The following is a 12,221-nucleotide window of genomic DNA, read 5'->3' as shown; positions in this document are numbered from 1 at the left end:
GGTCGGACAATGCGCCGCAACAAGATGAAGCTCAAGGCCGACCGCGTTCTCTTGCCGCATTGGGCATCGGCACGGGCGAGGCGTGGCGCAGCCCGGCCAGCAGGTAATCCCAGCCCGTGAGCATCGTCAGGATCGCCGCGGTCCAAAGCATCACCTCGCCGAGCAGCCCGATCGGCAGGAAGCCGAGACCGATGACCGCCGCGCCGGAATCGCCCGCCAGCAGCACGCCCAGCGCCCCCATCTGGAAGCCGGTCTTCCACTTGGCGAGCTTGGTGACCGGAAGGCCGATCCGCAGCCCGGCGAGGTATTCGCGCAGGCCGGAGACCAGGATCTCCCGCAGCAGGATCACGATGGCGGGCAGGAGCGACCAGTTGGGCAGACGCTCGAACCCGGCGAGGCACATCAGCGCCGCCCCCACCAGAAGCTTGTCGGCGATCGGGTCCAGCATCCGCCCGAAATCCGAGGTGATCTGGCGGTCGCGGGCGATCTTGCCGTCGAAGTAATCCGTGATGGCAGCGGCCGAGAACACCGCGCAGGCCGCCATGTCGGCCCAGGGCTGGCGCAGCGCTGCCATGGCCACCAGCAGGGGAATGGCCACGATGCGTGAAAGCGTCAGCAGATTGGGCAGGTCGGTCGGCACAGGCGATTGTTTAGAGCAGAACGGAGGCATCGGCCATCGCCGCAGGGTGGGTCAGCTCCCTTCCCCCTGCGGCACGGTGGCACCCGGGTGGAAATGTCCGTGGATGCGCCGGGCCAAGCTGCGTCCGATGCCGGGGCAATTGGCCAGATCGTCCTCGCCCGCATTCCGCACCCCCCGGGCCGAGCCGAAATGGTTGAGCAGGCGGCGCTTCACCGCCGCGCCCACGCCGGGGATGTCGTCCAGCTCGCTGCGGGTCATCGCCTTGGCGCGGCCGGCGCGATGGGCGCCGATGACGAAGCGGTGCGCCTCGTCCCGCAGGCGCTGGAGGTAGTAGAGGACGGGGTCGCGTGGTGGCAGCTGGAAGGCCTCCCGCCCAGCCATGTGGAACCACTCGCGCCCGGCATCGCGGTCCACCCCCTTCGCGATGGCGACCAACGGGATGTCCTCCAGCCCCAGGTCGCGCATCACCTCCAGCGCCACGTTCAGCTGGCCCTGCCCGCCGTCGATGAGCACGAGGTCAGGCCAGCCCGGCTCGCCCCGGGTCGGGTCCTCCTTCAGGGCGCGGGAGAAGCGGCGGTCCAGCACCTCCCGCATCATGGCGAAGTCGTCGCCCGGCTTGGCCTCCTTGATGGAGAATTTGCGGTAGGCGTTCTTCATGAACCCCGCCGGCCCGGCGACGATCATGGCGCCATAGGCCGCCGTGCCCTGGATGTGGCTATTGTCGTAGACCTCGATCCGCTCCGGCCGTTCCGGCAGGTCGAAGAGACGCTGTACCCCGTCCAGGAGCTGCGCCTGTGCGGTGGATTCGGCGAGGCGCCGCTCCAGCGCCTCGCGCGCATTGGTGGCGGCATGCTCGACGAGGCGCAGCTTGTCGCCACGCTTCGGCGTGTGGAACTCCACCTTGCGGCCAGCCCTTTCCGACAGCGCTTCGGCCAGCAGCTCGGCTTCCGGCGCTTCCACCGCCGTGAGGATGAGGGGGGGCGGCGGAAGATCGGCGTAGAGCTGCGCCAGGAAGGAGCCCATCACCTCCTCCGGCGTGATGTCGGCGCGGGAATGAGTGAGGAAATAGGGACGGTTGCCGTTGTTGCGGCCGCCGCGGAAGAAGAAGACCTGCACGCAGGTCTGGCCGGCGGCCATGTGCAGCGCCACCACGTCGGCATCGCCCAGCCCTTCCACGTTGATGCGGCTGCTGCCCTGGACGTGCGTCAGGCCGCGGATGCGGTCGCGCAGGGCAGCCGCGCGCTCGAACTCCAGCGCCTCCGCCGCCTGCTCCATCTCGGCGGCGAGGCGCTTCTGGATGGAGGGGACGTGGCCGGCCAGGAACTGCTTCGCCTCCGCCACCAGGGAACGGTAGTCGTCGCGGCTGATGCGCTCCACGCAGGGGGCGGAGCAGCGCTTGATCTGGTGCAGCAGGCAGGGACGGTCCCGGCTTTCGAACACCGTGTCGTTGCAGGAGCGCAAGAGGAAGACGCGCTGCAGGGCGGTCAGCGTCTGGTTCACCGCCCAGACCGAGGCGAAGGGACCGTAATAGGAGGCGCCCTTGCGCCGCTCCCCGCGATGCTTGGCGATCTGCGGCCAAGGATGGTCATCGCTGATGACCAGCCAGGGGAATGATTTGTCGTCGCGGAGGACGATGTTGTAGCGCGGGCGCAGGCGCTTGATGAGGTTGGCCTCGAGCAGCAGCGCCTCCGCCTCGCTGGCCGTGGTCACGACCTCAAGGCGGCGCGTCTCATGCACCATACGCTTCAGCCGCTCGGGCAGGCGGGCAGTCTGCGTGTAGGAATAGACGCGCTTCCGCAGGGCGCGCGCCTTGCCGACATAAAGCACGTCCCCCTTGCCATCGAGCATCCGGTACACGCCGGGCGCCAGGGGCAGTGTCGGCAGCGCCGCCTCGATCGCCCGCACGCCCTGAAGGAGCGGTGGCGGCGGGGTTTCGGTCAGCTCGTGATCATTCATGCGATGCAGCAACGCGACTTGTCCACGAAAGCTGTGGATAAACCTGTGAGCGAACAAGCGCCCGTACGGGGAGAGGCCAGGGAGTCCCTTGGTTTCGCCACGTTTGCTTCACTTTTGTGCAATATAGCATGTCGTTGTTTTTGCTGATTTTTCGAGGAAAACCCGGCCCAGGAATGCGGCAAGATACGTGACAAAACTTATATGCAACCCTCTTGCCATGGGATGCCAAGTGGCGGTGGATGAAACCCTGGCAGGCTCGCGAATTGCCTTGACTTGGCGGTCTCCCGCGGGGTTGCGCCGGAGAGGCGTCAGAGCCTCGTGCGTTCGATGGTCACGCCCACGCTCGCGATGTCGGGAAAGGCATCGGGCTTTTCAATAGACACGCGCGCGAGGCGCACGCGGGGATCCACCAGGGCAGCGGCGGCCACCGTCTCGGCCAGGGTCTCGACCAGCATGACATGGCCCTGCGCCACCGCCTCGCGCGTCGCCTGCACGACGCGGTCGTAATCCACCACGCGGGCGAGGTCGTCCGGGCCGATGCCGACCGCCGCGCTCTCATCCTCCACCGCCAGTTCGATATGAACCAGGATGCGCTGCGGCGCCGCCTTCTCGTGCGCATGGACGCCCAGGCGCGCCTGGAGTTCGAGGCCGCGCACGAAGACCTGGCGCAGGCGGAGAGGATGGGTGCTCACCGCTGCGTCTCCGACGTGGCGAAGGCGACGTCGCGGCCCCGGCGGCGCAGGCGCTGGCCCCCATCCACCACCACCACCTCCCCGGTCACGCGGGGGGCGCGCAACAGGTAGAGCACCGCCTCGGCCACGTCCTCCGGCTCCACCCCCTGCCCCAGTGGGTTGTTGCGGTGGGCGCGCTGGAAATTCTCCTCCGACTGCTTGCCGGAGATCAGGGTGAGGGCGGGGGCGACGCCGTTCACCCGGATGCGGGGGGCGAAATGCAGCGCCGCCATCTCCGTCATCCCAAGGAGCCCGTACTTGCCGAGCGCATAGGTGAAGTAGTCGGGATTGGGGGCGAAGAGCCGGTTGTCCAGCAGGTTCACCACCGCGCCGTCCCGCCCCTCGGGAAGCTGTGCGGCAAAGCCCTTCAGCAGCAGGGCGGGGGCGAGCAGGTTCACCGCCGCGTGGCGGTGGAAGGTCTCCACGCTGAATTCGGAAGGGGTGTCGTAGAGGAACAGGCTGGCATTGTTCACCAGCGCGTCCAGCCCGCCGCACAGCGCGGCGGCACGGGCTGGCAGGGCTTCTGCTTGGTCCGCCTCAGCGAGGTCGGCCTCGATCGTCCAGGCGTGGCCGCCCCCGGCCGCGATCTCCCGTGCCAGCGCTTCCGCTTCTGTGCCGCCGGTGCGGTGGTGGATCACCACGCCAAAGCCGGCGGCAGCGAGGGTGCGGCACAGCACGGCGCCGATGCGCCGGGCGCCGCCAGTGACGAGCACCTTCAGCAAGCGGGGGCCTCTTGGTCCGGGGGGTGGCCCGGCCTATAGCCCGCGCCCAGCGAGGGGAGAAGCCCGATGGACCCGATGAGCCTGTTCCCCGCGGGGTATGTCTGCTCCCGCGTGCTGGGCATGGAAACGGAGGTGGCGATCGGGCTGCACCCGTGGGAGCGCCACCCGGAACGCCCGAACCGCCTCAGCGTGGATGCGGAGATGTTCGTGCCCGAAGGGGCGGCAGGCGGCGCCATCGTGGATTACGACGGGGTGCGCGACCTCGTGCGTTCCTGGCGGGGCCGCCCGCATGTGGAGGTGCTGGAGACGCTGGCGGAGGAACTGCTGGCCGAGTGCTTCCGCGACGCGCGCGTGGCTGCGGCGCGGGTGCGGATCACCAAGACGCAGATCTTCCCCGAGGCGCGCGGCGCCGGGATCGAGGTGTTCCGCCGCCGCAAGGGGTGAAGGACCGCGCCCCGGCGGGGGCGCGGCCCGGGGACTCAGACCCGTCCGTCCAAGGTCGGGCGGGTGGCCGCCGTCTCGTCGGCGCGGGTCTCGCCATGTGGGCGGGTGATGCCCGTCCGCATGTTGTCGTCCATATAGCCACCGCCGCGCGGCAGGTCGGACGCCTCGTTCTCCAGCTCGTACTGGGTCCAGCCGGCGGAGCGGTAGGTTTCGCCGCGCTCGCGCAGGGAGACGGGCTGGTGCCGAGCCATGATGGTCTCGGCATTGGCGGCCTGGGTGGCGTCGGCGGCGCGCACCGTCACCAGCGTGCCGCCGCGCTTCACGCCCTCGGCATAGACATGCGCGTCGGACTCCTCCACGCCGGCGGAGGTCAGCGCGCCAAGCAGCCCGCCCGCGGCGGCGCCCACGCCCGCCGTGGTGGCGGCGGCGATCAGCCAACCGGCGGCCACCACCGGGCCGAGGCCCGGAATGGCGAGCAGGCCCAGACCGGCCAGCAACCCGGCGCCGCCGCCCACCACCGTGCCGATGGTGGCGCCCACGCCGGCGCCGCTGGCTTCGTTCGTGTCCGTGGCACTGCTCGCGTTGCTGATCTCGCCATCGGCGCGGCGGTGCAGGATGCTGATGTCGCCGGCGGCGAAGCCGGCCGCCTCCAGGTCGCGCACCGCGGCTTCAGCCTGGGAGTAGTCGTCGAAGAGCTTGACGATGGTCTGCATGGTTGAACTCCTTTTTTTCTCAGCGGTGCGTCACGTTGCCCTGGTAGTCCACCGACACCTGGACCCGACGCCCGTCGCGCGTCGCGGTGCCGCGCCAGACGCCGTTGTCATCCCGGCGCAGGTCGCTCACCTGGCTGAAGCCGGCGCCCTCCATGCGGGACCGGGCCTGGCTCTCGGTGAAGGAATTGGCGCCCGGCACATCGCCGGCGCGCTGGCCCGCCGTGGGAGCGACATTGGCCGAGCCGTCGCGCCGGTCGGCGTCGTTCGCCGCGGCGGCGCGCCCGCCCTGGCTCGAATCCATGCGGCTGCCGACGGGGGCGTTGGTCACGTTGGTCCCGGGGCCGCCCGGGGACTCATTGGTGATGTTCGTGCCCGGGCCGCCCGGCGGCTGGTTGGTGATCGCGCTGGACTGTGTGCCGGACGTGGCCGACGGCCGGCCGATGCCGGTGCCGGTGTTGGAGTCGGGCGGCACGCCCATCGGCGAGCCGATGGTGGACCCGGCGCCCTCGCGCCGGTCGCCGGCTGGGCCGGTTGGGCCGGGCACGGGCCCGGGCGAGCGGCCATCCGTCACCTGCCCGCTGGAGCGCACGGGGTCGCGCGTGCTGGGCGAGGTGGTGTCGGGCGAGCGGGACATGCCCGTCTGCGCGCCCTGCACCGGGCTGGCGGCCGGATTCTGGTTGGGCTGGCTGGTCTGCGGGTTGCCCTGGGCCAGCGCCGGGCCGGCCAGCAGCACGGCGCAAAGCGCCGCGACCATGGGCTTGATGTTCGGATTGCTCATGCGGCGCTCCTCTCAACGGTGTCTGGCCGCACGGGGCGGCCATGGTCCCGGAGGAACGGCTGGGTTCAGGCGGGGTTGCCGCCCCGACGTTCCCACAAGGCCCAGGCCGCGAGACCCGGCAGATAGAGCAGGAGGTCGCGCAAGCGGCGGGAAACCGCCAGCGCCGCCGAGGTGGCAGGGTCCAGCCCGACCAGCGCGCCGAGGCCGATGAACCCCGCCTCCTGCAGTCCCAGCGCGCCGGGAACCAGGAAGGCGGCGGAGGAGAGGGCCTGGATCAGCGCCTCGATCACCAGCGCCTCCGCAAAGCCGAGATCGGCGCCGAGCACCTGGAAGGCGGTCCAGATCTCCAGTGCCCCGGCCACCCAGGCGACGAACTGCCACAGGAAGCACAGGGCGATGGCGCGCGGCCGGCGCCAGGCGCGGCGCACATAGCGGTCCATGCGCGCGGAGTGGGCCGCGAAGGCTTCCAGCCGCCCGGCGGCGATGCGGTTCAGCCCGGCCGCCATCCGGCCGAACAGCGCGAGGCGCTGCGCGGCGATGAACAACCCGCCCAGCGCCGCCCCACCCGCGAAGCCCAGCAGCAGCCCGCCCCAGCCCACCGCCCCGCCCCCGGCGGCCAGCAGGGCGAGGCCCAGCAGGGCGAAGGCCAGCTGCGACAGGATGGACAGCGCCACGTCCATCAGCAGGCCGCCCGCCGCCGGGGCAGGCGGCACGCCCTGGCCCCGCAGCAGGCGGAACGAGGCCAGTTCCCCGCCAATGCGGCCGACGGGCAGGAGGCCGTTCACGCTTTCCCGCACCCAGACATTGAAGGTCATCGCCAGCAGGGAGGGACGGGTGCGGCCCGGCATCAGCACCGCCCAGGCCCAGGCGTTCAGCACCATGGAAGGCAGATGGGCCAAGGCGACCAGCACGAGCCCAGGCCCCGCGGCGGCGAGCAACGCACCCACCGCCGAAAGGTCCTGCGCGGCGATCACCGCCACGGCGAGGGCGAAGCCGCCCAGCGCCAGGATCAGCCCGAGGCGATTCACCCCAGCATCGCCGCGTAGCCGCCGCGCTGCAGGCCCGACACCGCTTCGCGCACCCGCGCATCGGTCAGCGCCGCCAGTTCCTCCGTGTAGCGGTAGCCGGGGGCGGAGCCGGCGAAGCCGCCGCGCGTGGCGGGATGGAAATAGAGCTCCGTCACGCCCCCCGGCAGCAGGGGCAGGACGGCGCGCAGCCTTTCGGCGGTGAAGGCGCCGGACCAGGCGAAGCCCAGCACGCGGTCCGGCGCGGCGAGGTTCCAGTTGCGCGCGCGCTTGCGCAGCACGGCGACCCAGCTGTTCAGCAGCGCCGAGGGCAGCCTGGGGCTCGACGGGTCAGCGGCGCGCGGCAGGGAAGGATCCTCGTTGGGCAGGCGGATGGCGCGCACCCCGGCCCCGGCGGCCGCCTGCATCAGCGCCGCCGCGATATGCGGGTGCAGGTGGTAGTGCTTGTGGGCGTTGACATGGTCGCAGCGCAGCCCCGTCTCGCTGAAGCGGGCCAGCTGCGCAGCCACCTCGGCCGCCAGTTCCGCCCGCGCCTCGCGCGACAGGGCGAGGAGGAGGCCGAGTGCCGCCATGTCGTCGCGGAAGCGGCCGTTCTTCTGCGTCAGCGAGGGGATGCGCGCGGCGGGCAGCACCGGGTGCCCATCCGTCAGCGTCAGGTGCAGCCCGATCGCGAGGCCGGGATTGGCACGGGCGACGCGCACGCCTTCCTCGAACCCCGCCTCGCCCACCATGAGCGAGGCGGCCGTCAGCACGCCCTCGCGATGGGCGCGCTCGATGCCCTCGTTCACCTCGGCGGCGAGGCCAAGGTCGTCAGCGGTGAAGATCAGGCGGGGAGTCACGTCCGGCGGGACCGGGCCTCTAGCTGGCGGAGTCGCGCTTCTCGGCCCGCACGCGCGCGGCTTCGACCATGACGAGCGCCGTCAGGGCGACGATGTCGGCGGCACTCGCCTGCATTCCCTTGTCCTGGAACCAGCGGCGGCAGAGATCGGCCGTGTCGCACACCTCGACCAGGGCGGTCTGGTAGGGCTCGGGCACGCGCCCGAGCACCTGGTCGAAGCTCTCGCCCATCAGGCCGCCGCCTTGCCGGCGTTGCGCTCCTTCAGGAAGCGGAAGAACTCCACGCCCTCGCGCAGGCGGCGCACCAGCATCTGCCGGTCGCGCACCATCTCGCCGCAGATGCTCGCGATCTTCGGCACGCGGAAATAGAAGCGCTTGTAGAAGCTCTCCACGCTGTCGAAGATCTCGGTGTGCGTCAGGTGCGGGTAGTGCAGCGGCGCGATCTGCACGCCGTGCGCGTCCACGTAGTCGGTGTTCGCGATGTCCAGCCAGCCCTCGCGCGCCGCCTGGTCGTACAGGAAGGTGCCGGGATAGGGCGCGGCAAGGCTCACCTGGATGGTGTGCGGGTTGGTTTCGATCGCGAAGCGGATCGTCTCCTCGATCGTCTCCTTGGTCTCGCCCGGCAGGCCGAGGATGAAGGTGCCGTGGATGGCGATGCCGAGCTCGTGGCAGTCCTTGGTGAATTTGCGCGCGACCTCGACCCGCATGCCCTTCTTGATGTTGTGCAGGATCTGCTGATTGCCGCTCTCATAGCCGACGAGCAGCAGGCGCAGCCCGTTGTCACGCATTACCTTCAGCGACTCGCGCGGCACGTTGGCCTTGGCGTTGCAGGACCAGGTGACGCCCAGCTTGCCCAGGCCGCGCGCGATCTCCTCCGCGCGGGGCAGGTTGTCGGTGAAGGTGTCGTCGTCGAAGAAGATCTCCTTCACGCCCGGGAAGTTCGCCTGGATGTAGCGGATCTCCTCCAGCACGTGGCCGACGGAGCGGGTGCGGTAGCGATGCCCGCCCACGGTCTGCGGCCAGAGGCAGAAGGTGCAGCGGCTCTTGCAACCGCGCCCGGTGTAGAAGCTGACGTAAGGGTGCTTCAGGTAGCCGATGAAGTACTTTGTGTAGTCGAGGTCGCGCTTGTACACCTCGGACACGAAGGGCAGCGCGTCCATGTCCTCCAGCACCGGCCGGTCCTCGTTGTGGACGATGACGCCGTCGCGGTTGCGGAAGGACAGGCCCTTGATGGCGGAGAAATCGATCCCCTCGGCCACGTCCTTCACGGTGAAGTCGAACTCGTTGCGGGCGACCCAGTCCACCACCGGCGCGTCGCGCAGGGATTCCTCCGCCTGCACCGCCACCTTGGCGCCGATCATGCCGACCTTGAGCGACGGGTTCGCGCCCTTCAGCGCCTCCGCCACCCGCACGTCGGAGGCAAAGGAGGGGGTGGAGGTGTGCATCACCACCTGGTCGTAGTCGCGCGCCATGGCGGCAACATCGGCGAGGCTCTGCTCGTGGGGCGGGGCGTCCACCAGCTTGGAGCCGGGAACGAGGGCGGCGGGCTGGGCGAGCCAGGTGGGGAACCAGAAGCTCTTGATCTCGCGCCGCGCCTGGTAGCGCGCGCCGGCGCCGCCGTCGAAGCCGTCGAAGGAGGGGGCCTGCAGGAACAGGGTGCGCATCATGCGATCAGGAACCTCGGTGGCGTGGGGACCCGGCCTCGGTCATGCGACCCTTGGCCGAGAGGGCGTAGCGCCGGCCTTGCCAGTCCACCCGCCCCGTTCCCCATGCCGTGGCCCAGATGGCGGCCGAAAGCAAGTCGCGAATCGGTAAGGTCGTAAGACGCCGGATGCAGAGCCGCCGCCCCAGCGCCCGGTCAACCCCCGTGGCAAGGAAGAGCCGCGCCCCCAGCGCCGCCCCCAGCACGCCCGCCATCAGGGCGCCCGGTGCCAGCGCAAGGGCGAGAAGCGCCCAGGGCAAGGGGTGGGTGAAGAGCAGCCCGGCATAGCCCGCCGGGTTCAGCAGCCGCACGGTGCGGGCCCATCGCAGCTCGTGCCGCCACAGTTCCGCCAGTGAGGTTTCCGTCATGGCATGGCCGGGCAGCACGGGGGAGACGACGACGCGCAGCCCCAGGCGGCGCACCGCCGCGCCCAGGGCGTGGTCATCGGCCAGCAGGTCGAGGAAGTCGCGGAACCCGCCCAGCCGCTCCAGCGTCTCCTGCCGCAGCGCCACCGTGGCGCCGTAGCAGCCCTGGGCCTTGCCCAGCGCCTCGCCGAGGGCGGCATTGGGCAGGAAATGCCAGTCGATGCCCAGCGCGGCGAGGCGCGCCCAGGCCGTGTCCCGCCGCGCCTCGCCCCGGTAGAGGCAGGTGACGAGGCCCACGGATGGGTCGGCCAGGGGCGCGGAAACGGCGGTCAGCCACTCGGGTGGGCAGAGCATATCCGCATCCGCCGCCACCAGGATGGGGTGCGATGCCGCCGCCTCGAGGTGGACAAGCTGCGACACCTTCCGGTTTGATCCCAGCACCGCCCCGCCCGCCAGCAGGCGGCCCGGCGCCGGGCCGGCGGCGATCGCAGCCTCCGCCACCGGGCGCGCCGGGTCGGCCGGGTCGGCCACCGCCATCAGCACCTCGAAGGGCGCTTCATGGCGCTGCCCGAAGCTGGCGCGCAGCCCTTCCTCCAGCCCCGGCTCCGCGCCGTGCAGCGGCTTGAGCACCGAGGCCGGCAGGGCGGGCGAAGTGGGCAAGGGCGACCCGGCCAGACGTCGCAGGGCACGGCGCGCGGCGACCGCCTGGCCGGCACCGACAAGGGCCAGGAGGGAAAAGAGGACAGCGAGGACGGTCACGCCCCACCATCGCGCGCGTCACCGCGCTTTGGTAGGGTGGGGCCGACATGCGCCTCCTCCCCCTCCTGTTGCTGCTCGCCGCCTGCGCCACCAACCCCGCGCCCGGCGGCGATCCGGCGGACCCGTTCGAGCCGGCCAACCGGCAGGTCCTCCAGTTCAACGAAGGGCTGGACGAGGCGGTGATCCGCCCGGCAGCGGAAGCCTACCGCGCCGCGCTGCCCGCCCCGGTGCGGACCGGCATCCGCAACGTGCTGAACAACCTGAACCAGCCGGTCATCCTCACCAACAACCTGCTGCAGGCCCGCTTCCTCGATGCCGGGCAGACGCTGATGCGCTTCTACATCAACAGCACCGCGGGGCTGCTGGGGATCTTCGACGTGGCGACGCTGGGCGGCGCGACGGAGCGCCCGGCGGATTTCGGCCAGACCCTTCACGTCTATGGCGTGCCGGATGGGCCGTATCTCATGCTGCCTGTGCTCGGGCCGAGCCACCTGCGCGACGCGGTGGGCCAGGGCGTGGACTCTCTGGCCAACCCGGTCGGCGTTGCCGGCGGCTTCATCATGGGCAGCACGGTGAACACCCTGGTCGGGGTGGGGCGCGGCGTGCTGGGCGGGCTCGACCTTCGCGCCGAGAATATCGAGAACCTGGACGCGCTGCGCGCCGACAGCCTGGATTTCTACGCGCGCCTGCGCTCCGTGGTGCGGCAGCGGCGCGACGCGGAGCTGGGCCGCACCTCGGCCGGGACGGGCGCGGTGCAGACGCTGGACGATCCGGATGCCGCGCTGCCCGGCGCGGGGCCGCTGATGCCGGTGCTGCTGGACGACCCGGGCGAGGCGCCTTCCGCCGCGCCTCCTGCGGCCGCGCAGCCCGGGGAAGGGTTCAGCGTGTTCCGCGCGGCGCCGGGCGGGGCCGGCAGCGCGCGGCGGGGGTCACGCCCCCAATAGCCGCGCCGAGCGGGCGTTCAGCTCGTTGGTGAGGCGCGTCGGCCCGCCATCCCGCAGGATTCCCGAGAATTCCGAGCGGCGCGAGGCCAGCTCGCTGATCGTGCCGGTCAGGTAGACATCCACGATGCGGCCGCGCCGCACCAGGTAGGACAGCACCACCGGATCCTGCCCGCCTGTCCTGTTCAGGCTGGTGCGGACCAGCACGTCGCCATTGGGCAAGGCCTGGATGCCGGTGGTGGTGAAGCTTTCACCCGCATACCCGTCGAAGCGCGCGGCATAGGTCGCGACGGACCAGCGGGAGAAGGCCTCGGTCAGCGCCTGCTGCTCCGCCGCGCCGAAGCCGTTCCAGGACGGGCCGACCGCGATGCGCGTCATGGCGGCGAGGTCGAAGCTCTGCTGCATTGGGCTGGAAAGCCGGTCGTAGCGGCCGCGCGCGCCCAGGCGCTGCGCGTCGCGCATCACCGCCAGCAGCGCTGCGTGGAAGCGCTCGACCACTGCGACGGGGTCTGCCCCCTGCGCCAGGGCGGGCAGCGGCATGAGGGCGGCGGCGGAAAGGAGGGTGCGTCGCGTCGTCATGGGGGCGGTATATAGGGGGCCGCCCGTGG

The 12,221-nt window shown here is 71.2% G+C and carries 14 protein-coding genes; 2 read left to right on the top strand and 12 right to left on the bottom strand.

The window, feature by feature from the left end; all coding sequences use genetic code 11:
* Positions 1–31: 31 nt before the first annotated feature.
* From pgsA to JTJ31_RS13045, 4 genes are all read right to left on the bottom strand, one after another.
* Positions 32–640 carry a CDP-diacylglycerol--glycerol-3-phosphate 3-phosphatidyltransferase gene (gene pgsA / locus JTJ31_RS13060; RefSeq protein WP_207539098.1) on the bottom strand — a complete coding sequence of 203 codons (609 nt, stop codon included), beginning with the start codon at positions 638–640 and terminating at the stop codon, positions 32–34.
* Between the two features lie 51 nt (positions 641–691).
* The gene (gene uvrC, locus JTJ31_RS13055) at positions 692–2,596 is read right to left on the bottom strand and encodes an excinuclease ABC subunit UvrC (protein ID WP_207539097.1); all 1,905 of its coding nucleotides are present in this window, start codon (positions 2,594–2,596) and stop codon (positions 692–694) included.
* Positions 2,597–2,904: 308 nt separating this feature from the next.
* Positions 2,905–3,288: a dihydroneopterin aldolase gene (gene folB, locus JTJ31_RS13050; RefSeq protein WP_207539096.1), complete on the bottom strand. Its 384-nt coding sequence runs from the start codon at positions 3,286–3,288 to the stop codon at positions 2,905–2,907.
* Positions 3,285–4,040, bottom strand: a complete 756-nt coding sequence (locus tag JTJ31_RS13045; RefSeq protein WP_328805739.1) for an SDR family oxidoreductase — start codon at positions 4,038–4,040, stop codon at positions 3,285–3,287. The genes folB and JTJ31_RS13045 overlap by 4 nt, the downstream gene beginning before the upstream one ends.
* 75 nt (positions 4,041–4,115) lie before the next feature.
* Here JTJ31_RS13045 and JTJ31_RS13040 point away from each other — a divergent pair, with 75 nt between their 5' ends.
* The gene (locus tag JTJ31_RS13040; protein WP_207539094.1) at positions 4,116–4,493 is read left to right on the top strand and encodes a dihydroneopterin aldolase; all 378 of its coding nucleotides are present in this window, start codon (positions 4,116–4,118) and stop codon (positions 4,491–4,493) included.
* A 35-nt stretch (positions 4,494–4,528) separates the two neighbouring features.
* Here the strand turns inward: JTJ31_RS13040 and JTJ31_RS13035 are convergent, their stop codons facing one another.
* The 7 genes from JTJ31_RS13035 to hpnI form a co-directional block, all read right to left on the bottom strand.
* Entirely contained in the window at positions 4,529–5,206 is a 678-nt protein-coding gene (locus JTJ31_RS13035; RefSeq protein ID WP_207539093.1) for a general stress protein, read from the bottom strand.
* Positions 5,207–5,225: 19 nt separating this feature from the next.
* A complete protein-coding gene (locus JTJ31_RS13030) occupies positions 5,226–5,984 on the bottom strand; it encodes a PepSY domain-containing protein (protein WP_207539092.1) in 759 nt (252 codons plus the stop codon).
* Positions 5,985–6,049: 65 nt separating this feature from the next.
* Positions 6,050–7,012, bottom strand: a complete 963-nt coding sequence (locus JTJ31_RS13025) for a lysylphosphatidylglycerol synthase domain-containing protein (protein ID WP_207539091.1) — start codon at positions 7,010–7,012, stop codon at positions 6,050–6,052.
* Positions 7,009–7,848 carry a hopanoid biosynthesis-associated protein HpnK gene (gene hpnK / locus JTJ31_RS13020; protein WP_207539090.1) on the bottom strand — a complete coding sequence of 280 codons (840 nt, stop codon included), beginning with the start codon at positions 7,846–7,848 and terminating at the stop codon, positions 7,009–7,011. The genes JTJ31_RS13025 and hpnK overlap by 4 nt, the downstream gene beginning before the upstream one ends.
* A gap of 19 nt (positions 7,849–7,867) precedes the next feature.
* A complete protein-coding gene (locus tag JTJ31_RS13015; RefSeq protein WP_207539089.1) occupies positions 7,868–8,077 on the bottom strand; it encodes a hypothetical protein in 210 nt (69 codons plus the stop codon).
* Entirely contained in the window at positions 8,077–9,513 is a 1,437-nt protein-coding gene (gene hpnJ, locus JTJ31_RS13010; RefSeq protein WP_207539088.1) for a hopanoid biosynthesis associated radical SAM protein HpnJ, read from the bottom strand. The genes JTJ31_RS13015 and hpnJ overlap by 1 nt, the downstream gene beginning before the upstream one ends.
* A gap of 4 nt (positions 9,514–9,517) precedes the next feature.
* A complete protein-coding gene (gene hpnI, locus JTJ31_RS13005; RefSeq protein ID WP_207539087.1) occupies positions 9,518–10,672 on the bottom strand; it encodes a bacteriohopanetetrol glucosamine biosynthesis glycosyltransferase HpnI in 1,155 nt (384 codons plus the stop codon).
* A 47-nt stretch (positions 10,673–10,719) separates the two neighbouring features.
* Here hpnI and JTJ31_RS13000 point away from each other — a divergent pair, with 47 nt between their 5' ends.
* The gene (locus JTJ31_RS13000) at positions 10,720–11,616 is read left to right on the top strand and encodes an MlaA family lipoprotein (protein WP_207539086.1); all 897 of its coding nucleotides are present in this window, start codon (positions 10,720–10,722) and stop codon (positions 11,614–11,616) included.
* Here JTJ31_RS13000 and JTJ31_RS12995 read toward each other — a convergent pair.
* Complete coding sequence (locus tag JTJ31_RS12995) at positions 11,602–12,192, bottom strand: ABC transporter substrate-binding protein (RefSeq protein WP_207539085.1); 591 nt, start codon at positions 12,190–12,192, stop codon at positions 11,602–11,604. The two genes, JTJ31_RS13000 and JTJ31_RS12995, sit on opposite strands and share 15 nt — an antisense overlap.
* Between the last annotated feature and the right edge of the window lie 29 nt (positions 12,193–12,221).

Origin of the sequence: Sabulicella rubraurantiaca (assembly GCF_017355885.1) — a bacterium.
Classification (GTDB): Bacteria; Pseudomonadota; Alphaproteobacteria; order Acetobacterales; family Acetobacteraceae; genus Roseococcus; species Roseococcus rubraurantiacus.
This window is presented reverse-complemented; position numbering and strand designations above follow the sequence as displayed.